This is a genomic window from Cereibacter sphaeroides 2.4.1, assembly GCF_000012905.2.
Classification (GTDB): domain Bacteria; phylum Pseudomonadota; class Alphaproteobacteria; order Rhodobacterales; family Rhodobacteraceae; genus Cereibacter_A; species Cereibacter_A sphaeroides.
Window position 1 is genome coordinate 58,380 of sequence record NC_007494.2, and the last position, 22,300, is coordinate 80,679.

Annotated in this window: 17 protein-coding genes; 10 read left to right on the plus strand and 7 right to left on the minus strand. The window is 68.1% G+C overall.

All coding sequences use genetic code 11. The features are described 5' to 3' along the window. Positions 1-122 precede the first annotated feature (122 nt). Positions 123-1,532, minus strand: coding sequence for a cytochrome c oxidase accessory protein CcoG (gene ccoG, locus RSP_RS15780; protein WP_011338980.1), 1,410 nt, complete (start codon positions 1,530-1,532; stop codon positions 123-125). Positions 1,533-1,935: 403 nt separating this feature from the next. On the opposite strand from ccoG, the gene hemT reads away from it, so the two are divergent. Then, positions 1,936-3,159 (plus strand): 5-aminolevulinic acid synthase HemT, encoded by a 1,224-nt coding sequence (hemT, locus tag RSP_RS15785; protein ID WP_011338981.1) that lies wholly within the window; start codon positions 1,936-1,938, stop codon positions 3,157-3,159. A 371-nt stretch (positions 3,160-3,530) separates the two neighbouring features. Here the strand turns inward: hemT and RSP_RS15790 are convergent, their stop codons facing one another. Next, positions 3,531-4,262 (minus strand): GntR family transcriptional regulator, encoded by a 732-nt coding sequence (locus RSP_RS15790; RefSeq protein ID WP_017140313.1) that lies wholly within the window; start codon positions 4,260-4,262, stop codon positions 3,531-3,533. Between the two features lie 119 nt (positions 4,263-4,381). Between RSP_RS15790 and RSP_RS15795 the strand changes: the two genes are divergently transcribed. The 7 genes from RSP_RS15795 to RSP_RS15825 all read left to right on the plus strand — a co-directional run bounded on the left by RSP_RS15795 (position 4,382) and on the right by RSP_RS15825 (position 13,249). Continuing rightward, entirely contained in the window at positions 4,382-5,350 is a 969-nt protein-coding gene (locus tag RSP_RS15795) for an ABC transporter permease (RefSeq protein WP_023004188.1), read from the plus strand. Position 5,351: 1 nt separating this feature from the next. After that, positions 5,352-6,245: an ABC transporter permease gene (locus RSP_RS15800; RefSeq protein WP_011338983.1), complete on the plus strand. Its 894-nt coding sequence runs from the start codon at positions 5,352-5,354 to the stop codon at positions 6,243-6,245. Beyond that, the gene (locus RSP_RS15805) at positions 6,242-7,213 is read left to right on the plus strand and encodes an ABC transporter ATP-binding protein (protein WP_011338984.1); all 972 of its coding nucleotides are present in this window, start codon (positions 6,242-6,244) and stop codon (positions 7,211-7,213) included. The genes RSP_RS15800 and RSP_RS15805 overlap by 4 nt, the downstream gene beginning before the upstream one ends. Further along, complete coding sequence (locus RSP_RS15810; protein ID WP_011338985.1) at positions 7,210-8,211, plus strand: oligopeptide/dipeptide ABC transporter ATP-binding protein; 1,002 nt, start codon at positions 7,210-7,212, stop codon at positions 8,209-8,211. Before RSP_RS15805 ends, RSP_RS15810 begins: the two co-directional genes overlap by 4 nt. Before the next feature lie 37 nt (positions 8,212-8,248). After that, positions 8,249-9,808: an ABC transporter substrate-binding protein gene (locus tag RSP_RS15815; protein ID WP_011338986.1), complete on the plus strand. Its 1,560-nt coding sequence runs from the start codon at positions 8,249-8,251 to the stop codon at positions 9,806-9,808. A 121-nt stretch (positions 9,809-9,929) separates the two neighbouring features. Then, positions 9,930-11,207, plus strand: coding sequence for an MFS transporter (locus tag RSP_RS15820; protein WP_011338987.1), 1,278 nt, complete (start codon positions 9,930-9,932; stop codon positions 11,205-11,207). A gap of 38 nt (positions 11,208-11,245) precedes the next feature. Then, entirely contained in the window at positions 11,246-13,249 is a 2,004-nt protein-coding gene (locus RSP_RS15825; RefSeq protein ID WP_011338988.1) for a CocE/NonD family hydrolase, read from the plus strand. 143 nt (positions 13,250-13,392) lie between these two features. Here RSP_RS15825 and RSP_RS15830 read toward each other — a convergent pair whose 3' ends face one another. The 5 genes from RSP_RS15830 to RSP_RS15850 are packed head-to-tail and all read right to left on the minus strand — an operon-like array spanning position 13,393 to position 18,147. After that, the gene (locus RSP_RS15830) at positions 13,393-14,151 is read right to left on the minus strand and encodes an SDR family NAD(P)-dependent oxidoreductase (RefSeq protein WP_011338989.1); all 759 of its coding nucleotides are present in this window, start codon (positions 14,149-14,151) and stop codon (positions 13,393-13,395) included. Between the two features lie 20 nt (positions 14,152-14,171). Then, positions 14,172-14,975, minus strand: a complete 804-nt coding sequence (locus RSP_RS15835; RefSeq protein WP_002723474.1) for an ABC transporter permease — start codon at positions 14,973-14,975, stop codon at positions 14,172-14,174. 8 nt (positions 14,976-14,983) lie between these two features. Beyond that, entirely contained in the window at positions 14,984-15,835 is an 852-nt protein-coding gene (locus RSP_RS15840; protein ID WP_002723477.1) for an ABC transporter permease, read from the minus strand. Between the two features lie 12 nt (positions 15,836-15,847). Then, positions 15,848-17,005, minus strand: coding sequence for an ABC transporter substrate-binding protein (locus tag RSP_RS15845; protein WP_011338990.1), 1,158 nt, complete (start codon positions 17,003-17,005; stop codon positions 15,848-15,850). Between the two features lie 59 nt (positions 17,006-17,064). After that, positions 17,065-18,147, minus strand: coding sequence for an ABC transporter ATP-binding protein (locus tag RSP_RS15850; protein ID WP_030002927.1), 1,083 nt, complete (start codon positions 18,145-18,147; stop codon positions 17,065-17,067). Positions 18,148-18,237: 90 nt separating this feature from the next. Between RSP_RS15850 and RSP_RS15855 the strand changes: the two genes are divergently transcribed. Together RSP_RS15855 and dorS are read left to right on the plus strand one after the other, a co-directional pair. Next, a complete protein-coding gene (locus RSP_RS15855; RefSeq protein ID WP_011338992.1) occupies positions 18,238-19,011 on the plus strand; it encodes a helix-turn-helix transcriptional regulator in 774 nt (257 codons plus the stop codon). 845 nt (positions 19,012-19,856) lie between these two features. Further along, complete coding sequence (dorS, locus tag RSP_RS15860; RefSeq protein WP_011338995.1) at positions 19,857-22,298, plus strand: two-component system sensor histidine kinase DorS; 2,442 nt, start codon at positions 19,857-19,859, stop codon at positions 22,296-22,298. Positions 22,299-22,300 lie beyond the last annotated feature (2 nt).

The following is a 22,300-nucleotide window of genomic DNA, read 5'->3' on the forward strand; positions in this document are numbered from 1 at the left end:
CCTCCTGTTGTCGGGTGATCGACCCTACGCCCTAAGCCGGATGTCGGGCAATCCGGTGCCGGGATGCCGCAGCGCCGCACGGGGCGGACGGGCAGGGGCTGCCCGTCCGCGCGCGCGAGGCATCAGGATCGGGCGCCGTGGAACGCGGCCTTCACGGCGGCGACCGGACCGCCCTCCGGGCCTCCGGCGTCATCCAGCCGGATCCGGAGATCCGTCAGCGCGCCCGTTGCCGGGTCCGATCCCTGCGGTGCGGTGAGGTAGAGCCGCACCAGCCCGGTGGCGTTGGCCGCAACGGGCACATCCAGCCCGGCGCTGCCTTCGATGCTGGGCCGAAGCCCTGCGCTCCCGTCGACGGCCAGCCGGAACCGGCGATCCTCGCCGCTCATGTTGCGCAGCCGCAGCTCGTAGGCATTGCGGATGCTGCCGTCGGACAGGGTTACGAAGAGGGGGTTGCGCACCGGAGTGACGGCGAGATCCACGGCGGGGCGGAGCAGCAGCGCCGCGATCAACGTCACCCCGACCCCTGCCCAGAGCACCGCATAAAGCGACGTCCGCAAGCGGAAGAGCCGCCTCCAGGCGGGTTTCGGGGTGTCACCCGCCCGCTCCAGATGCTCGTCGCTCAGGGCGAGATAGCCGATCAGCCCGCGGGGCCGCCCGATCCTGTCCATCGTGTCGTCGCAGGCGTCGATGCACAGGCCGCAGGTGATGCAGGCCATCTGCTGGCCCTCGCGGATGTCGATGCCCATGGGGCAGACGTTGACGCAGGCCATGCAGTCTATGCAGTCCCCGCGCCCTGTCTCGCTGCGCTTGCCTCTCGGCTCCCCGCGCCAGTCCCGATAGGCGACGGTGATCGTTTCCTCGTCCATCAGCGCTGCCTGAATGCGCGGCCAGGGACAGGCGTAGATGCAGATCTGCTCGCGCATGAAACCGGCAAAGACAAAGGTCGTGGCCGTCAGGACGAAAATGGTGATCCAGGCGACGGGATGCGCCGTCAGGGTCACGAGGCCGTTCAGCAGTGTCGGTGCATCGGCAAAGTAGAAGACCCAGGCGCCGCCGGTCAGCAGCGAGATCGCGGCCCAGACACTCCACTTCAGAAGGCGCTTCCAGACCTTCTCGGCGGTCCATGCCTGCCGATGCAGCCGGATCTGGGCGTTCCGGTCGCCCTCGATGCGGCGTTCGACGAGCAGGAAGAGGTCGGTCCACACCGTCTGCGGGCAGGCATAGCCGCACCAGACGCGCCCGGCGGCCGAGGTGAACAGGAACAGCCCGAGGCCGGCCATGATCAGCAACCCGGCGACGAAGTAGAATTCATGCGGCCAGATCTGGATTCCGAAGAGGAAGAAGCGTCGGCCGGCAATGTCGATCAGCACCGCCTGGTCGGGAAGGTTCGGGCCCCTGTCCCAGCGCAGCCAGGGCGTGAGGAGGTAGATCCCAAGGCTGACCGCCAGGATCCACCATTTGGCCGTTCGGAAGGCGCCGGAGATCTGGCGCGGAAAGATGGGTGTTCGCGGGGCGTAGAGGGGCTCGCTCATGGTTCGCTTCTCGGTGCGGCCGGATCGTTCGGAACGCCGGCGGAGGATCGGGTGCCACGCCAGAAGAGACGGCGCATCGGGAACGGAGACCGGACGCAAGGGAAGACTGGCCCATCGAGCGCGTCAGGTTGAACAGAGACTCACGGCACGCGCCGTACCTACACCCATACAAATCTCTGTTCAATGTATGGTTCATGTCTTCGTGGGGAAGAAGGGTGGCCCCCTATTCTCTAACAATGTCCAGGGAAGTGTCGGCACGTTTCGCCGCGCATCACGCGTGCGTCAGGAGTGTCAGCGGCAAAATGTCCGTTGATTCATCCAGATTGTAAGCCATACAAATGGCCGATAGGCGGCTCGGCAATGCCTGCCGCGATGCGTGTCGCTCCAACAGAAGGTGATCCCCATGGAGTTCTCTCAGCACTTCCAGAAGCTCATTGACGACATGCGACTGGACGGGCGGTACAGGACGTTCGCGGAACTCGAGCGCATCGCCGGGGAGTTTCCGACCGCGCTCTGGCATGGTCCGGACGGGCAGGCCAGACGCGTGACGGTCTGGTGCAGCAACGACTATCTGGGCATGGGCCAGAACGCCGAAGTGCTGGCCGCGATGCACCGGTCGATCGATCTGTCGGGCGCCGGCACCGGAGGCACCCGCAACATCTCGGGGACCAACCGGCAGCACGTCGCCCTCGAGGCGGAACTTGCGGACCTGCACGGCAAGGAATCCGCGCTCATCTTCACCTCCGGGTGGATCTCCAACCTCGCGGCTCTGGGCACGCTGGGCAAGATTCTGCCCGAATGCGCGATCTTCTCGGATGCGCTGAACCACAATTCGATGATCGAGGGCATCCGCCGGTCCGGCGCCGAGCGCTTCATCTTCCACCACAACGATCCCGTCCATCTGGACCGGTTGCTTTCGTCCGTCGATCCGGCGCGCCCGAAGATCGTGGCCTTCGAAAGCGTCTACAGCATGGACGGCGACATCGCCCCCATCGCCGAAATCTGCGACGTGGCCGAGCGGCATGGTGCGCTGACCTATCTCGACGAGGTTCATGCGGTCGGACTTTACGGCCCGCGCGGCGGCGGCATCAGCGACCGCGACGGGTTGGCGGATCGGGTGACGATCATCGAGGGCACGCTCGCCAAGGCTTTCGGCGTGATGGGCGGCTATGTCAGCGGCCCGTCCCTGCTGATGGATGTGATCCGCAGCATGTCCGACAGTTTCATCTTCACCACCTCGATCTGCCCGCACCTCGCGGCGGGGGCCCTCGCGGCGGTCCGGCATGTGAAGGCTCATCCCGACGAGCGCCGCCGGCAGGCGGAGAATGCGGTGCGCCTCAAGGTCCTGCTGCAGAAGGCCGGTCTCCCGGTTCTCGACACGCCCAGTCACATCCTTCCCGTGATGGTGGGCGAGGCGCATCTCTGCCGCAGCATCAGCGAGGCGTTGCTCGCCCGCCACGCCATCTACGTCCAGCCGATCAACTATCCGACCGTGGCTCGGGGGCAGGAGCGGTTTCGGCTGACGCCGACGCCCTTCCATACGACGTCTCACATGGAGGCACTGGTCGAGGCGCTCCTCGCCGTTGGCCGGGATCTCGGATGGGCCATGTCGAGGCGGGCTGCCTAGGCAGGAGCCACCACCGGCTCTCGGTCCCGTGGCCGGCGCCTGCGCGGGATCGAAGCGCTCTCGCCCGCCGGCCATGCGCAACGGACCCGGGTGCCGGAAGACACGCCATCGGATCCGGCAAGGACGGCGTGTTCGTCGCGGAGGGCACCCGGACAGGCGCTGCGGGATCCGGCGCCGTCATCCTCTCGGCCGGAGAGATCGCCTTGATCCGGCATCCCCCGAAGCCGTGGACGCGCCGTGCCTGCGTCGACAGCTTGGTCGTCCGGATGGCCGCTCTTCCCGGCGTCCCGTCCTGGCCAAACGCCGATGCCGCCGGAGCCTGTCTCATGCCCGCTCCCGGGACAGAGGGCGGGACTGCGGAAGGCCGCTCCTTACCGGGCGCTCCCGGCAACCGCAGCCAGCAGGGTCGCGCGCGCACCCTCGACATGGGCGACCATCGCCCCGCGCGCGCCGGCGGCATCGCCCGCTGCAATCAGTCGGCCGATCTCGGCATGGTCCTTGTGGTCGGGCGGATAGCGCAGCTCCGACCGCCATTCGAGGAAGAAGAACCGCTCGTATTCGCGGATGATCTGCACGGCGATGCGGTGCAGCCGCGCGTTGCCGGTGGCGATGGCTATCGCCTCGTGAAAGGCGTTGTTCAGCACCGCCTGCTCCCGCAGGAGCCGCAGATCCGGATCCACGACCCGGTCATAGGCTGCCGACGACCTCTGGGCCAGGCTCACGATCCGCTCCAGATCCTCGGGCGTCGCCCGCTGGGCCGCCACCTCGGCGCAGGTGCCCTCCACCATGGCGCGGACGTCGAAGATCTCGCCGATGTCGGCCACATGCAGCACCGAGACGACATAGCCGCGGCGCGGAATGGTCTCGACCAGCCCCTCGACCTGCAGCCGCAACAGCGCCTCGCGGATCGGCGTCTTGCTCATCTCCATCTCGGCAAGAAGATCGGCCTCGGTGAAGGTCAGCCCGGGCGGCATCTGGCAGGTGAGGATGCGGTGGCGGATCGCTTCGTAGGCGCGAGCGGTCAGCGACGGTGCGCGCGCCCGCTCGGCGCCCGCCGACTCGGTCTGGAACACCGGGACGATCGTCCGTGTGCTGATAATCAAGCCATCCCCTCCCTCTGGGCGATCAAATCTTACGCAAGCCGAACCATGAGGCCTTCATCCCCCTTAGCACGGCCCGAGGTGCTTTCAAATTGAGAATATGCGCACTGATATATCACGAGATGCATCAAGAGGGATCGCTCTCCGTGGCAAGCTACCTGTTCAGGCGATTCCTGCTGGCGATGCTGGTTCTGGCCGTCGCGCTGCTGATCCTGTTTTGTCTGGTCTATGCGGTGCCGGGCGATCCGGCGACCGTTGCCCTCGGCCCGCGGGCCACCGAGGCCCAGAAGATCGCCTTCCGCGAGAGGATGGGGCTCGATGACCCGATCGTGGTGCAGGCCATCACCTACCTTGGACTGCTGCTGCGCGGCGACATGGGGGTCGACCTGCTCAGCCAGCGGCCGGTGGCCGATCTGGTGCTGGCCGCGCTGCCGCGCACAGTGCTGCTGGCGGTGGTGGGACTGGGCTGGGCGGTGGCCCTCGGCCTGCCGCTGGGCGTCGTCTCGGCCCTGCGGCCCAATACGCTGATCGACCGCATCGTTGGCGTGATCTCGACCAGTGTCGTGGCCCTGCCGGCCTTTCTCATGGCGATCTATGCGCTGATGCTGTTCTCGGTGACGCTGGGCTGGTTTCCCGCCATCGGCGCCGGAGAGCCCGGCCATTACGCAAGCCAGGCGCGGCACCTCGTCCTGCCGGCGCTCGCGGTCGGCATTGCCTGGGTCGGCTATATCGCCCGGCTGGTGCGGGTCTCGATGCTGGAGGTTCTGGCCGAGAACCACGTCCGGACCTATCGCGCCTTCGGGGTCTCGGACCTGCGGATTGCGATGCGCTTCGCGCTGCCCATCGCCGTCGCGCCGGTGCTGTCGGTGATCGGCGTCGGGATGGGCAATCTGCTGTCGGGTGCCGTGCTGGTCGAGGTGGTCTTCGCCCGGCCCGGCCTCGGCGCGCTGGCCTATGACGCGGTGATCAGCCGCAATTTTCCCGTTCTCTTCGGCTCGGTCGTCGTGACCACCGCGCTCTATGTCACCGCCAATTTCCTCGCCGATGCGGCGATCGCCGCGCTCGATCCGCGCGTGGCCAAGGAGAGCTGAGATGTCCGACCTTCCCCTCGTCCGGCTGCCGGCGGCGTCGCCCGGGATCGCCACAGCTCTGGGGCATCTGCGGACCGTCCGGCGCAACCCGGTGGGCGCGCTGTCGCTGACCTTCATCCTGGCTCTGATCGCGGTTGCGCTGTTTGCGCCCTGGATTGCGCCCCACGATCCGACCGCCATCGCGCCGCGCCTGCGCATGCAGCCGCCCGGGCCGGGCCATTGGCTGGGCACCGACCAGCTGGGGCGGGACGTGCTCAGCCGGCTGATCTTCGGGGCCCGCACCGCGCTGAAGGTGGCGATCACCGGCACGGTCGGGGCGCTGTCGGCGGGGCTGGTGCTGGGCCTTGCCGCGGCGCTCGGGACGCGCTGGATCGACAGCGCGCTGGTGCTGATCAACGACTCGCTCAAGGCGCTGCCGCTGGTGCTGTTCGCGCTGGTGCTGGTGTCGATCTACGGGCCGTCGCTGGCGATCCTCGTCACCATCATCACCCTCTCGATGGCGCCGGGCTATTTCCGCGTCGTGCGCAATCAGGCCCTGGTGCTGCGCAATGCGGATTACGTCATCGCCGCCCGCGCGATGGGGGCCTCGCGGCTGCGGGTCGCGGTCAGCCATCTGCTGCCCAATCTGGTGGGGCCGCTTCTGGTGCTGGTCGCAATGGATATCCCGGCGGTGATCGGCATCGAATCCGGTCTGTCCTTCCTCGGGCAGGGCGTCCAGCCGCCGGAGTCGAGCTGGGGCACCATGCTGTCCGAGGGTTACACCTATCTGCGCCAGGCCCCGCATATCGCGCTGACCGCCGGCCTGCCGATCATCCTGACCACAATCGCCTTCACCTTCTTTGGCGAAACGCTGCGGGACGCCCTCGATCCCCGCGCCGCAAGAGGCCGCAAATGACCGCTGTTCTGTCGCTGAAAGAGGTCGGCATCCGCTACGATCCCGATCCCGCCGCAGCGCTCGCCGTGCGCAATGTGACGCTGGAGGTTCATCCGGGCGAGACCCTGGGCCTTGTCGGCGAAAGCGGATCCGGCAAGTCGAGCCTTGCCGCGGCCATCGCCGGTCTGCTGCCCCGGCAGGCGGCGACCGAGGGCCGGGTGACCTTCGACGGCGTCGACATGGCTGCGATGGATGCCTCCGCGCAGCGCCGGCTGCGGGGGGCCAAGATCGCCACCATCGCGCAAGACCCCTTCACCTCGCTGAACCCGGTGGTGCGCATCGGCCGGCAACTGGTCGAGTTCCAGCACTGGCGGCGAGATCTGTCTGCGGCCGCCCGCTGGGCCCGCGCCGCCGAAATGCTGGCCCGCGTCGGCCTGTCGGACGCCGAACTCCGCATGCGGCAGTATCCGCATCAGCTGTCGGGCGGGATCCGCCAGCGCGTCGCCATCGCCGCGGCCCTGCTGGTCAATCCGCGCCTGCTGATCGCGGACGAGCCGACGACCGCGCTCGATGCCACCACCGAGGATCAGATCATCGACCTGATCCGCGCCGCCCGCGCCGAAATGGACGGGGCCGTCGTCTTCATCACCCATGACATGGGGGTGGTGCGCCGGCTGTGCGACAAGGTTGCCATCCTCTATGCCGGCGAGCTGGTCGAGGCGGGCCCGGTCGATGCGGTCTTTGCCGCACCGCGTCACCCCTACACCCGCGCTCTTCTGGCCTGCGACCCGGCCGGCATTGCCGAACCCAGCCGCAACCTGCCGACGATCCCCGGCACCGTTCCGGCCCCCTCCGATCTGCCGCCCGGCTGCATCTTCGCGCCGCGCTGCGATCGGGCGCTGGCGATCTGCCACAGAACGCGCCCCCAGCGCACCGAGGTCGGGCCCGGCCGCGCCGCCGCCTGCCATCTGACCGGAGCCGCGGCATGAGCAGCGAGGCCACACTCCCGCAGCCCGTCCTGCTCGAGATCAACGACCTGCAGGTGCGCTATCCGGTCGGCTCGCTGCTCAGCCGGCTGGCGGGCGGCCCGCGCGAGGTCAGCGTCCTGCCCGGCACCAGCCTGCGCATCGGCCCGGGCGAAACCCTGGGCCTGATCGGCGAAAGCGGGTCGGGCAAGACCACGCTCGGCCGCGCGGCCATCGGGCTGACGCCGATCTCGGCCGGCAATATCCGCATCGGTCAGGATGTCACCTCGATGGCCGGGGCCAGGATCTGGGACAGGATGCGCCGCGGCGTCGGTTTGATGTTCCAGGACCCGGTCGCGGCGCTGAACCCGCGGATGAAGATCGGCCGCTCGGTCACCGAACCGCTCGTCATCCATGGTGCGCTGACCGGCGACCGCCGCGCCAAGGCGGTCGAGCTGCTGGCGCAGGTCGGGCTGACCGAGGGCTTTGCCGACCGCTATCCGCATGAAGTGTCCGGCGGGCAGGCGCGGCGCGCGACGGTGGCGCGGGCGCTGGCCCTGAAACCGGCGCTCGTCATCGCGGACGAGCCGACCGCCGGCCTCGATCTGTCGGTGCAGGGAGAGCTGCTGAACCTGCTCAACGATCTGCAGGCGCGGCTCGGGATCAGCTTTCTGATGATCACCCACAATCTTGCCGTGGCGCGCCATGTCACCGACCGTATCGCCATCATGTATCTGGGGCGCATCGTCGAGACCGGCCCGACGGCGGAGCTGTTCGCTCGGCCCGCGCATCCCTATACCCGCGCCCTCCTTGGGGCGCGCGGCCGGCCCGACCGGGCCCAGCCACCGCTGGAGGGCGAGGTGCCGAGCCTCGCCCGCCGCCCGAGGGGCTGCGAGTTCAACACCCGCTGTCCGCTCGCCACCGACCGTTGCCGCGCCGCAGCACCCGAGCAGCGCAGCCCGGCCCGCGGCCGCCTCGTGACCTGCCATCGGGCCGAAGAGCTGATGGCAGCCCCGCAATAACCACAACAACACCTCCCAACAGCAGAGAAACATCATCATGACCGGACTCCCCCTGAGCCGACGCAGGTTCGTCCAGACCGCCGCCGCCGCGGGTCTTCTGATCCCCGCCGCGGGCCTTGTCCCCGGTGCCGCGTTCGCGCAGGAGGGCCGGATCCTGCGGATCCGTAACGACGGCGACATGCGCCGCCTCGACCCGGCGACCCGCGGCGGCTGGTATGACGAGACGGTGATGTTCTCGATCTTCTCCGGTCTCGTGCGCTACAAGGCCGGCGACGCGTGGGGATGGGAGCTGGACGCCGCAGAGAGCATCGACGACAGCGATCCGCAGCATGTCAAATTCACCCTGCGCCCCGGCATCCAGTTCACCGGCGGTTTCGGCGAGATGACCGCCGAAGATGTGAAATTCTCCTACGAGCGCTTCCGGGATCCCGACGTCAATGCCGTCTATGGCGCAGATTGGGCGGCTCTCGACCATGTCGAGGTCACCGGCACCCATAGCGGCATCATCCACCTCAGCCGCCCCTTCGCGCCGCTGTTCACCTCGACCCTGCCGCATGCTTCGGGGCTGATCCTGTCCAGGGCCGCGATGGAGGCCGCGGGCAGGTCGGTGATCGACACCGATCCTCTGGCCTGTTCCGGCCCCTATCAGATCGCGGAATGGCGCCCGCGCGAGCTGATCCATCTGGTGCGCAACCCCGGCTGGGTCGGGCCCGCGCCCCATTTCGACGAGATCCGCCTGCTGCCGCTGACCGACCTGATCTCGGCCGAGACCGCCTTCGACGCCGGCGACATCGACGTCACGCAGATCGCGGTCAACTCCATCGCCGTGCGCGATGCGGAGGCCGACAATCTGGTGGTCAAGCCGGCGCTGGCCTACACGTGGCTCGGCATGAACATCGAGAACGAGGTGCTGCTGGATCTGCGCATCCGCCGCGCGATCCAGCATGCGATCAACACCCGGGAGGTCGTCGAAGGCACCTTCGGCGAGGCGGTCACTCCGGCCCATGGCCTGATCCCGCCGCCGCTGCTCGGCGCACGCGAGGCCAATCTCTACGGCTACGATCCCGACGCCGCCCGTGCCCTGCTGGCCGAGGCCGGGGTGCCCGCGCTGCAGCTGACCCTGTCCTTCAACGGCGATCCTGACATGATGATCGCCGCTCAGGTCATTCAGGCGCATCTGGCCGCCGTCGGCATCACGCTGGAGATCCGCGCGATGGATGGTGCGACGCTGACCGCGCAGCAGCAGGACAGCGAAGGCGGCACCTACAAGGACATCCAGCTGTTCTTCTCGACCTTCACCACGGCCCCCGATCCCAGCTGGGTCACCGAATGGTTCACCTGCGCCCAGATCGGCGACTGGAACTTCCAGCGCACCTGCTCGGAAGAGTGGGACAGCAGGAATGCCGCCGCGGCCGAGGAGAGCGACCCGACCAGCCGCGCCGCCACCTATGTCGATCTGCAGAACCAGCTGGAAGAGACCGGCGCCTATGTCTTCCTGATGCATGGCGTCAATGCCTGGATCTCGAAGCCCGGGATCCGAACCGCCTACAGCGCCGATGCGCAATGGGCGCTGCTGCGCGACTTCGCGGCCGTGTGATCCGGCCCGGCCCCTGCGGGGGCCGGCACCACGATCCGGGCCTGCCATCGCACGCCCGGCCCCCCTGTCTCAGTTGCACGAACCGGCCGCCCGCCTCTGCCCGCGCCGGAGGGAGATCGTCTTGTCCGCCCCGAGCCCTGCCATCCAACGGTGGCGCCACGCCTCCCGCGCGCTGAACGAACCGGCCTACCGGCGCTATTTTCTGGCGCAGGTGCCGCTGGTCATCGGCACCTGGATCCATTCCATCGCTCTCGGCTGGCTGATGTGGCGGCTCAGCGCCTCGCCGATGATGCTGGGCGTGCTGGCCCTCTGCGATCTGGGCCCGACCCTGCTTCTGGGGCCGATCACGGGGACGCTGGTGGACCGGGTCGACCGGCGCAGGCTGCTGCTCGGCCTCATCTGCATCAATTTCGTGCTGATCTGCACGCTGGCCGCGCTGGCGATCACCGACAGCATCACCGTTCTGGCCATGCTGATCCTGACCCCGAGCATCGGCATCATCGCGGCCTTCGAGAGCCCGGCGCGTCAGGCTCTGGTGGCCGAACTGGTGGCACCGGCCGATCTGCGCAATGCGCTGGCGCTGAATTCGCTGCTCTTCAACACCGCGCGGCTGATCGGGCCGGCCATCGGCGGTCTGGTCGCCGCCTGGGCGGGCGAGGGCTGGGCCTTCGTCCTCAAGGCGCTGGCGCTGCTGCCGGCCGCCTATGTCCTCGCGACCATGCGGTTGCGCGCGCCCGAGCCGCGCAGCCGGGGCCGGTTCTTCGAAGACATGCGCGCGGGCCTCGGCTTTGCCCGCAGCCATGTGGAGGTCGCGCGCATCCTGATCCTGGTCGGCATCTGTTCGCTGACCTCCGTGCCCTATTTCTCGTTCCTGCCGGTCCTCGCCGATGACATGCTGGGCGCCGACGCGAGCCTTGCGGGCCTGCTCATGAGCGTCACCGGCATCGGCTCGATGGCGGCGGGGCTGATGCTGACCTTCGGCGACCGTCTGAACGCCATGGCGCTCTGGCCGGTTGCCTCGGCCTTCCTGCTGGGGGTGCTGCTGATCGGAATGGGCCTGTCGACCAGCGTCACGCTGACCACGGCCCTCGCCCTGCCGATGGGCTTCGCCATCCTGTCGCAGAACCTCGCCTCGAACACCCTGCTGCAGCATTTCGCGCCGCCGGGATACCGCGGCCGGGTCATGGCGCTCTATGCGATGATGATGCTGGGCACCGTGCCCGTCGGATCGCTGATCGCCGGGGCGCTGGCCGCCCGCATCGGTATGCCGTCGGTCTTCATCCTGGGCGGCGCGCTCTGCGCAGCCACAGCCCTTGCTGCCGCCTGGCATCGCCGGCGGTATCCCGGCCCCGACCTCATGGCCGCCGATCCTGACCCCTCTTCCGCGTCGCGGGCCTGAGTTCCCTCCACGCCCGCGCCTCCTGAAAGGACCCCGATATGCAGAACTATTCCGTCAGCGTCACCAGTGACAGGCCGGCGCCCTTCCAGCAGATCACCATCCCGCTGGCCGATGGCACGGTGCTGCACGCCCGGCTGTGGCTGCCGCAGACGCCGCTGGCCGACAGGGTGCCGCTGGTCCTCGAATGGATCCCCTATCGCCAGAGCGACGGCACCGCGCTGGCCGACAGCATGATGCATGGCTACTTCGCCGAACAGGGCATCGCCGCCGCCCGCGTCGACATCCGCGGATCGGGCAATTCCGACGGACTTCTGCACGACGAATATCTGAAACAGGAACAGGATGACGCCTGCGAGGTCATCGCCTGGTTCGCTCGGCAGGACTGGTGCAACGGCAATGTCGGGCTGATCGGCATTTCCTGGGGCGGTTTCGCCGGGCTGCAGATCGCGGCGCGCCGGCCGCCGGCGCTGAAATGCATCATTACCGCCTGTTCCACCGACAACCGCTATACCGATGACGTCCACTACATGGGCGGCGCCCTTCTGTCGGACGGCATGCAATGGGGCAGCGGCCTGTTCGCGCAGCTGGGCCGGCCCGCCGATCCCAAGCATGTGGGCGACCGCTGGCGCGAGATGTGGATGAACCGGCTGGAAGGCATCAAGGAGCCGCCGCTGGCCACCTGGATGCAGCACACGACCTACGACGACTTCTGGAAGCACGGGTCGGTCTGCGAGGATTACGACGAGATCCAATGCGCGGTCTGGGCAGTCGGCGGCTGGGTCGACGGCTATACCGACCCGATCCTGCGGCTGATGGAGAAGCTCAGCGTCCCGAAGAAGGCGCTGATCGGGCCCTGGACGCATATGTATCCGACCTGGGGCCAGCCCGGCCCGCAGATCGGCTTCCTGCAGGAGGCGATGCGCTGGTGGCGCCACTGGCTGATGGACGAGGACACCGGCATCATGGACGAGCCGCAGCTGACCCTGTGGCTGGGCAAGGATCCGAAGCCCGACACCCGCGCGCCGGATATCGGCGGCCGCTGGATCGGCCTGCCGGCCTGGCCGCCTGCCGCGCCGGCACAGACGCTCTTTGCCGACGATCGCCGCCTGGCCTCCGCGCCGGGGCCGGTCGAGCCAGAGATCGTCGTCGACAGTCCGCTGTCGCTCGGCACCCAGGGGGGCGAATGGTGCCCGCTGGATGGCGGCGGCAACGGCCCGGAATTCGCCGGCGATGCGCGGATGGATGACGGCATGTCGCTCTGCTTCGACACCACTCCGCTGGCCGAGGCCTTCCATCTGGTCGGCATGCCGGTGCTGCGCCTGCGGCTCGCGTTCGAGGGCGACCATGCGCTGATCGTCCTGCGTCTGAACGAGGTCTGGCCGGACGGACTGTCGGGCCGCGTCACCTATGGCATTCGCCGCCTTGCCCGCCCCGAAGGCGTCGCGCCGGGCGAGATGCACGAGGTGGAACTGCCGCTGAAGGGCGTCGCGCATGAATTCAGCCCGGGCCGCCGCATCCGGCTGGCGATCTCGACCAGCTACTGGCCGCTGGTCTGGCCGGAACCGCGGCTGAACGCGATCACCCTCGATCCCGCCTCGCTGCGGTTCGATCTGCCGGGCATGCCGCCCGAGGCCAGCCATGACCAGCCGGCCTTCGGCCCGGCGATCCACGCCTGCCCAGTGCCCTCGCAGGTGCTGGTCCCGGGCGAGATCAGCCGCAAGGTCCATCAGGATCTGGCCGGCGGCAAGGTCGAGCTGGTCTCGACCTCGCACCGCGCGACATGGGAACTGGGCGGTCTGGTCATGGGCGGCTATGGCGGCCACAGCTATTCCGTCATGCCCGATGACGGCGCATCGGCCCGGGCACGCTTCTTCTCGGTTCAGACCTACGAGCGCGAGGCCCTGGGCTGGAAGATCCGCCTTGAATCGAGCTCGGAAGTCAGCTGGCAGGACGGCCGCATGGTCCTTGCCTCGCACTACGAGGCCTTCGAGGGCGATGAGAAGGTCTTTGCCCGCAACTGGCTGCATCGGATCGATTATTGACCCGATGGCCGCCGCCGGAACAGGGGCGGCGGCCATGGTTCGTGCCCCGGGATGGCGCGCTCCGACCGATCACGCCCGGCGATCTGCGTCGTGACCCCGGATGGCAGCAGGGCGGCGGCCGGCCCGCGGCCATGGCTGTCCGATCACAGGCTTTCCGCCCCGTCGATGACGAGGGCATGGCCGGTCATGAAGGCGGAGCGATCCGAGGCGAGGTAGAGCACCGCCTCGCCGATTTCCTCCGGGGTGCCGAAGCGGCCCATCGGGATGGTCTCGGCGACGTAGCTCTCCAGCGCCGCGCGGCCGCCCATCTGCGCCTCGAAGCCCGCGTTGAAGACGGTGTCGACGAAGCCCGGACAGAGCGCGTTGCAGCGGATGTTGTGGCGGGCATAATCGACGGCGATCTGGCGAACCATGGCGATGACCGCGTGCTTCGTGGTGCAATAGGCGATCATCTCGCGATCGTACTGCACGCCGGAATTCGACGAGGTGACGATGATCGAGCCCTGTCTGCGCGGGGCCATGATCGACATGGCGGCCTTGGCCGCGACGAAATGCGCCCGCACGTTCAGCCGCCAGGACAGATCCATGTCGGCGACGCTCACCTGATCGAGGCGGCCGGGCACCTGTGCGCCGGCGTGGGAATGCAGCACGTCGAGCCTGCCGTGTCGCGCGGCCGCCGAGAGGATGGCCGCCTCGAGAGCGGCATCGTCGCCGACATCCAGCCCGAGACCTTCCGCCCGGCCACCGGCCGCGGCGATCTCGGCAGCGACCGCCTCCGCCCGCGAAGCGTCGAGATCTGTGACGACCACGGTCGCGCCCGCGCGGGCCATGGCGAGCGCGCCGGCCCGGCCGATCCCCGCGCCCCCCGCCGTGACGAAGGCTGTGCGGTCTTTGAGGTCCATGAAGTTCACTCCGGTAGGGGTCAGCGCGCGCGGCGGCGCAGGATCACCTGGGCGGTGATCAGCAGGACGAGCGAGGCGAGGAGCACCATCGTGCCGATGGCATTGATCTCGGGGGTCACGCCGCGGCGGATCGAGGAGAAGACATAGATCGGCAGCGTCGTCTCGGACCCGGCGACGAAGAAGGCGATGATGAAGTCATCGAAGCTGAAGGTGAAGGCGAGCAGGAAGCCTGCCAGCACCGCGGGCGCGATCTGGGGCAGGGTGATCTGCAGGAAGCTGCGGAAGGGCGGCGCGCCCAGATCGGCGGCGGCCTCCATCAGGCTCGCGTCCATGCCCTGCAATCTGGCACGGACGATCACCACCACCAGCGCCATGGTGAAGAGCCCGTGCGCGGCGACCAGCGAGCCCTTGCCGAGCCCGAGCTGCGGCGCGCCGTCTCCAAGGAGACCGGTCAGCACCGGGTTCAGGAGATCGAAGACCGTGACCAGAGCGATCAGGGTGGCGATGCCGATCACGATGCCGGGCACCATCACCGCCATGTAGAGCGCCGCATCGTAGAGCGTGCGCAACCGCCCCCTGACACCCTGCAGCGCGACCGCAGCCAGAGTGCCGGCGACGGTGGCGCAGAGCGCCGAGGCCAGCGCCACGGTGAAACTGGTCTTCAGCGCCTCGAGGACGAAGGGATTGTCCAGCGCCCTGGCATACCATTGCAGCGAGAAGCCGGTCATCTGGGTGGCGTGCCGCCCGGCGTTCAGCGAGAACAGCGCGATGATGCCGATGGGAATGTAGAGGAACAGGTAGACGGCGATGGCATAGATCCGCATCGAAGGCCTCACATCAGGGCGACATCGTCACGCCCGCCCGAGACCCGCTTGATGGCCTTCAGATAGAGCGTCACGGCGATCAGCATCACGATCACCAGCACGGCGGCGACCGCGGCGCCGAAGGGCCAGTTCCTCGATTGCAGGAACAGGTCCACCAGGGCGTTGCCGACGAAGAACACCTTGCCGCCGCCGAGGATCTGCGGGATCAGGAATTCGCCCATCAGCAGGATGAAGACGAGCATGGAGCCTGTCGCCACGCCCGCCATCGACAGGGGCAGCGTCACCTGCAGGAAGGTGCGCCAGGGCGGGCTGCCGAGATCCGCCGAGGCCTCCAGCAACCGCCGGTCGAGCTTTTCCAGAGCGACATAGATCGGGAAGACCATCAGCGGCAGATAGCCGTAGACGATGCCCACCATCACGGCGAAGGGCGTGTTGATCAGGCGGGGGCGCGGCAGACCGAGGCTCGCGATGATCGAGGGCAGGCCGTTGCCGCCGAGGATCTGGATCCAGGCATAGGAGCGGATCAGGATCGAGGTCCAGAACGGCACGATCACGAGGATCAGCAGCAGGGTCCGCCAGCGCGGGTCGGCCTTCAGCGCCAGGAAATAGGCAAGCGGCCAGGCGATGACCAGGCAGAGCACCGTGCCCAGCGGGGCGAGGGTGAGCGTGTTGCGGAAGGCGCCCCAGCGGGAGCCGAGGTTGGCGTAATTGTCCAGGGTGAAGGCCGGGACGTAGCCGCCCGCGGCCCCCCTTTCGCCGAAGCTGAAGACGATGACGACCACCAGCGGCAGCACCAGCATGCACAGGAGCCAGGCCGTGGCCGGCGCGAGGAACAGGGTGGTGCGCACCGAGGATCGCATCGACTCCGTCCCTTACGCCGATTTGAAGCGCGCCATGACCTCGGCGCGTTCCGGGTTGGTCAGGGTGACGGCGGCGCCGAACTCGAGCGCATTCAGGAGATCCGCAGCCGGGAACAGGATCGGGCTGTCGCGCATCTCGGCGGGCAGCATCGCGTCGACCCGGGCGTCTCCGGTCGGATAGCCGTGGAACATGGCCTCCTGCGCGGCCATCTTCGGCTCGAGCAGGAAGTTGATCAGCGCATAGGCCGCATCCTTGTGCGGGGCCGAGGCGGGGATGGTGAAGAAGTCCGACCAGAGCTCGCCGCCCTCGCGGCCGAGCACATAGGCAATCTCGGGGATGTCGCGCTGAAGCTGCACCGCGTCGCCGGTCCAGCACATCGACAGAGCCGCATCGCCGGAACGCATCGAGGGCTGGTAATCCGAGGTGATCGCGAAGAGATGCGGCTTGGCGTCGATCAGCAGCTCCTCCGCCTTCGCGAGTTCCGCCGGATCGACCGAGTTGAAGGAATAGCCGTAGTATTTCAGTGCGTTGCCGATGGCGGTCAGCTGATAGTCATGCACTATGCCGCGGCCCGACAGCCGGTCGCGCGCCAGATCCCAGAATTCCTTCCAGGTGGTCGGCGTCTCGCCGTCGATCTCGGCGGTGTTGATGCAATAGCCGGTCGTGCCGATGTTGCGCGGGATGGCGTAGGTCTTGCCGTCGATGACGCCCGGATCGGCGAAGCGCGGGTCGGTCGAAGCCCTGTCGAAATTCGGGATGCGCGACAGGTCGAGCTCCTCGATGATCCCCGCCTCGACATAGGTCGAGATCGTGTAGTTCGTGGCCACCACCACGTCCCAACCCGTGCCGCCCGCCTGCAGCTTCGCGAGCATCTCCTCGTTGGAGCCGAAGACGTTGACGTCGACCGCGGCGCCGGTGGCGGCCCGGAAGGCGTCGAGGTCGGCCGGGTCGTGGTAGTTCGGCCAGGTGGCGATCACGACGCGGTCGCCGATCGCGCCCTGGGCCTGCGCGCGGCGGGCGAAGCCCGGCATCGCACCCGCCATCGCCATGGTCGCGGCGCCGAGGCCGGTCACGTTCAGGAAGTGCCGGCGCGAGATCGAGCCCTTGCGGTAGCTTTCCAGCCGCTGAAGAAACTCTTTCGCCGGGATGTGGTCACGGTGCTGCGTCATCTCGATTCCCCTGTTGTTGTCGGAGTGGCGCCGGGACCTTGCCGGCCCGGTCGTTGAAGTCAGCCGGCGTCGAGCGCCAGAGCGGCGCCGTCGCGCCAGGAGGCCATGACCTCGGCGCCCGGGGCCAGCAGCGCCGACCCTGCCTCGGCGGTGCGCGGGACGACCGCCACCAGATGCGGGAGGGCTCCGGAGGTCAGGTGGTATTCGGTATGCTCGCCGAGGAAGATCCGGTGCGTGACGACCATGCGATGACCCTCGCCCGAAGGCGCAAGGCGGATCTCCTCGGGGCGCAGCGACAGGGTCACGGGGCTTCCCGGTCCGATCTTCTCGCCGCCGCGGGCGTGGAAGATCAGGCCGCCGGCCTCGGCGACGAGGATTTCGGCCTCGCGGCCCCGGCCCGTGGCGCCGATGAAGTTGGAGCGGCCTACGAAATCCGCGACATAACGGCTCTGCGGCCGGTCGTAGAGCTCTTCCGGGCCGCCGATCTGGGCGATGCGGCCATGGTCCATGATCACGATCCGGTCCGACATCGACAGCGCCTCCTCCTGATCGTGGGTGACGAGGACGAAGGTGATGCCGAGCTCGCGCTGCAGCGACTTCAACTCGATCTGCATGTCGTGGCGCAGCTTCTTGTCCAGCGCGGCCATCGGCTCGTCGAGCAGCAGGATCTTGGGCTTGTTGACGATTGCGCGGGCCAGCGCGACCCTCTGCTGCTGGCCGCCCGACAATTCCCACGTCCGGCGCGCGCCGAAGCCCGAGAGCTGCACCAGCGCAAGCGCCTCATCGACGGCGGCGGCGACCTCGGCCCTGGGCGGTTTCGGCCGCCGCTGGTTCAGGCCGTAGCCGACATTCTGCGCGACGGTCAGATGAGGGAACAGCGCATACTGCTGAAACACCATGTTCACCGGGCGCTGCCAGGCGGGCAGGGCCGTGGCGTCCCGTCCGTCGATCAGCACCTGCCCTTCGGAGGCCTGCTCGAAGCCGGCCAGCATGCGCAGCGCGGTGGTCTTGCCGCAGCCGGACGGGCCGAGGAAGGACAGGAACTCGCCCGGTTCGATGGCCAGAGTCAGGTTCGTCGCCGCCGTGACCAGCCCGTAGCGCTTGGTCACGTTCCTGAGTTCGGCAATCGGTTGACTCTGCATGCGGTGCCCGACCATCTATTGCATGTATCTGGGTAAAGCGTAGAAAAACGGCCAAAGGCTGTATATATCACAAAGGGCATAGATCGCGTCATGTCATCGCCAGCCATGCCAGAGGTTTCCGCAGCCGCGCTGGTCGGCGCCGTGATCGATGCGATCGGCACGGAAGGATTCTGCCCCGCCCTGACAGCCTGGCTTCAGACCGTCGCGCCCTATTCCTTCACCGTGGTCTTCGGCTATCGCGGAGAGGCGAAACCCATTGATCTCTATGACGATTTCCCCAGCCATCGCCGCAAGGTCTTCGTGACGGACTATCTCGAAGGGCCTTATCTGCTCGACCCCTTCTGTCAGGGGGCGATCCGTCCCGTGGAGCCGGGTTTCCACCGGCTCAGGAGCCTCGCGCCGGACCGGTTCTATCAGGGAGAATATTTCCGGAGCTATTACATGCGGACGGAGATCGCCGAAGAAATAGGCTGCTTTGCCGAAATGCCGGGCGATTGCCATGTGGTCTTCTCGCTGATGCGCGAGGAGAAGCCGTTCTCCGCGCCGGAATTCCGCAAGCTCACCGGGGTGGCGCCGATCGTGACGGCGCTGATGCGGCGGCACTGGGCGGATCTCTCCCGGGAATTCGCGACGCGGTCCACGCCCCGTCCGGCGCTGACAGGCGACGGGCTGGACCGGCTGACCCCGCGCGAGCGCGAGATCACCGGCTGGATCCTCAAGGGCTACTCCGCCGAGGCGACCGGCCAGGAACTGGGCATCGCCTCCGGCACGGTCCGGATCCACCGTCGCAACATCTACGCGAAACTGGGCATATCCTCGCAGCGCGAGCTCTTCGCGCGCTTTCTGGCGGGGATCTCACCGTAGCGATCTTCCGGAGCGGCCGATCCGGCGAACCACGCGATGGGCGGGAAGCGGTCTGATGCATGATGGGGGCTGCGCCGCGGTCGGGCGCGCTGCCTCACCTTCGTCGGCGGGCGCATCGCCGCGGGAGACCCGCACCGCCAGACCGCTGCCCGTCGCCCTCGTGATCAGGTGGCGGGCCGCCCGTCAGCGTCTCGACGCGTAGCGGAGCGCGACGGCACCGCAGCTGAGCTCCTTCCGGCCGACGAGGGTCAACTCGACGTATCTCGTGGGCTCCGCCAACAGGTGGGACCGTGCCCCGCAATCCGGGGCTGCACGACGAACCCGAACTCGTCGATCAGGCCCAGGCCAGCTTTCCCAGCCTCCTCCGCCTCGCGGGCTCTGCATCCATCGCAGCGCCCCGCGCTTGAGCGGCCGCTCGGGCTCTGCCGCGCCGCATCTGGCCGCCGCACCTCAGGGCGCGGGACGTTCGACGGGATGGCCGCCTCTTTCGCGCAGGCACGTCCTTCCCGCGAAAAGCGCCGGACACCCGACTGTCGGTCCGCGACCGCCGATTGGTCGCCGGTCCGATCTCTCCCCGTCATCGGAGCGATCGATGGCCGACCTGCCGAAGGAGCGCCGGCGGAAGCGTGCCAGGGACCTCGCGGATCGGCCAAAAAATTCATTTTGAGAAGTCCGCATTTGACGTCAATCAAGGATTGTCCCGCATTAACCTATCAGATCGGCCGAGACGGTCTGCCGCAGTCGAAGGCGGCGGATCATGGAGATGGACGTGCCGGGCGCGCGGAACGGGCAAGGGGCTCGCGCCCCGGAGCCCCACTTCATGCGCCTTGGAAGGAGTTTGGTCGATGATAGCCGAGAAGTCGGAGCGGTTCTTCCCCTTTGCGGTCAGTGCGGAACTTGCGCCCGTGGGCGTCTCGGCGGCCGAACGGAGCGCGCTTGCCGACTATCTGGAGTCGAGCGAGACCCTTCTGACCGAACGCGTTGTCGCCTACGCCAGCACCCGCAGCTACAGCCACCTCGTCTCGACGCTGCCCGAGGCCTGGCGCTCGTCCGTTCAGGGGCTGACGGACTCCGTCATCCTCATGCTCGACCACCAGTCGGCCGAAGCCGCCATCGACTATGACGCAGATATCGGCACCGATCCCAGCACCGCCTATGGCATCGAGGCCGGTCTCCGCCACCGCCTGCGGGGCATCTCGCTCGAGACCTTCATCGGCGCCTTCAAGGGCTATCGCGATGTCTATCTGAATGTCACCGCCGAGGCGCGGGTTCCCGCCGCGATGCGCGAGGGCTGGTTGCGCCTCCTGCGGGGTTTCTTCGACCGGGCCGAGATTGGGATCTGCGCCCATTGGAGCGGCGAGCTGGGCACTCTCGATCACGACCAGCTGCTCTCGGTGAACCGGGCGCTCGTCAACGAGAAGAACAAGTATCTGACCATCTTCGAAAGCATGAACAATCCGGTGCTGCTGGTGGATGACGGCGGGCGCATCGAGAACATGAACTTCGCCGCCGCGCGTCTCTTCCTGCAGGATGCCCTGCCGGGCTCGGTCTATTACGGGCCGGAGGCGAACCTCAGGTTCGCCGATCTCGCGGGTTTCGACCTCGAGGCGGTGAAGCTGCGCGGCGAGGCGGGCGATGTGCTGACCTGCATCGGCGAGCGCTGGTACTCGATCACGGCGCAGGAGATGCTGGACGTCAGCCGCAAGTTCGTGGGCATCGTGGTCACCTTCCACGACGTGACCGAAGCGCGGCGGGCGCGCGAACAGGCCGAGGCGCTGGCCCGCGCCAAGACCGACTTCCTCGCCACGATGAGCCACGAGATCCGCACCCCGATCCACAGCATCGGGGGGGTCACCGAACTTCTCAAGCAGTCCGAGCTTGCCTCCCGCGACCGCGGCTATGTTGATGCGATCGAGCGGTCGACCGAGGTGCTCGCCTCGATCGTGAGCGACGTGCTCGATTACGCGCGGATCGAGTCCGGGCTGGTCGAGCTCGAGCAGGTGGATTTCTCGATCGACCAGATCCTCGACGATGTGGCGCGGATGATGCAGCCGCTGGTGCGCCGCAAGCCGCAGCTTCGCATCGTGATCGAGCGGACGGACCTGCCGCCGGTCCTGGGAGATGCAGGCAAGCTGCGGCAGATCCTCATCAATCTCACGAGCAACGCGGTGAAGTTCACCCCGGAGGGAACCGTTGTGATCGGGGCCGAGCGCCTCGCCGGCGGCCATCGCTTCCGCTTCACCGTGAGCGATACCGGGCCGGGCATCGCGGCCGAGAAGCTCGAGGAGATCTTCAAACCCTATATCCAGTCCGACAGCTCGATCTCGCGCCGCCACGGCGGCACCGGCCTCGGTCTCGCGATCTGCCGGAGGCTCGCCGGACATCTGGGGGGGCGCCTCGACGTGCGCAGCACGCCCGGCTTCGGCAGCCGCTTCACGCTGGAAGTGGCGCTCGCTCCGGGCGGGAGCGAGCCCCCGGGCGATGCGACGGCCGACGCGCCTCCGCCGGCACGGGCGCTGGATCTGCTGGTGGTCGAGGATGACGAGGTGAATGCGCTGGTGGCGCAGAGCCTGCTCTCGGCTGCCGGCCACGGCGTCCGGGTCGCCGGCACCGGCGAGGCGGCGCTCGTCGCCCTCGGCGAGCACCGCTTCGACCTCGTGCTGACGGACCTCAACCTGCCGGACATGGACGGGCTGGAGCTGGCCCGCACGATCCGCCGCCACGCCGACAGGCACACGGCGGAGCTGCCGTTGGTGGCGCTCTCCGCGCATGGCCCGGGTGTGGATCCGGCGGCGCTGACCGAGGCGGGGATCGACGCCTTCCTGGGCAAACCCTTCCATTTCGCGCGTCTTGAAGAGATCCTCTCCCGTCTGGTCGGAAGTTCCTCGCCCACGCCGCTGGGCAAGGCCGCGCCGGCCCGGCGCGCCTTGCAGTCGGTGGATCTCTGCGTGCTGCGGGGTCATGCCGAGGCGCTGGGACGTACCTCTGCCGCACGGATCGTCCAGACCTTCCGGCAGAGCGTGCTCGAGACGGCCCGTGCGCTGGAACTGGCGATGGATGAGGCCGACATGCGGTCCGTGACGTCTCTGGCCCACCGGCTGAAGGGGGCGGCGCGGCATCTGGGCTTCAGGGGTCTCTCCGACAAGGCAGAGCAGGTCGAGACCGCGGCCGCGGCGGACGGCTGCGAGGCCGCTCTGGTGCTCGAGCTGGTCTCCGACTGCCGCGCCGCTCCGGCGCTGGCCGATCTCGCCTGGGCCGAAGCCAGTGCCGGAGTGGCCGAGAGCTGAGG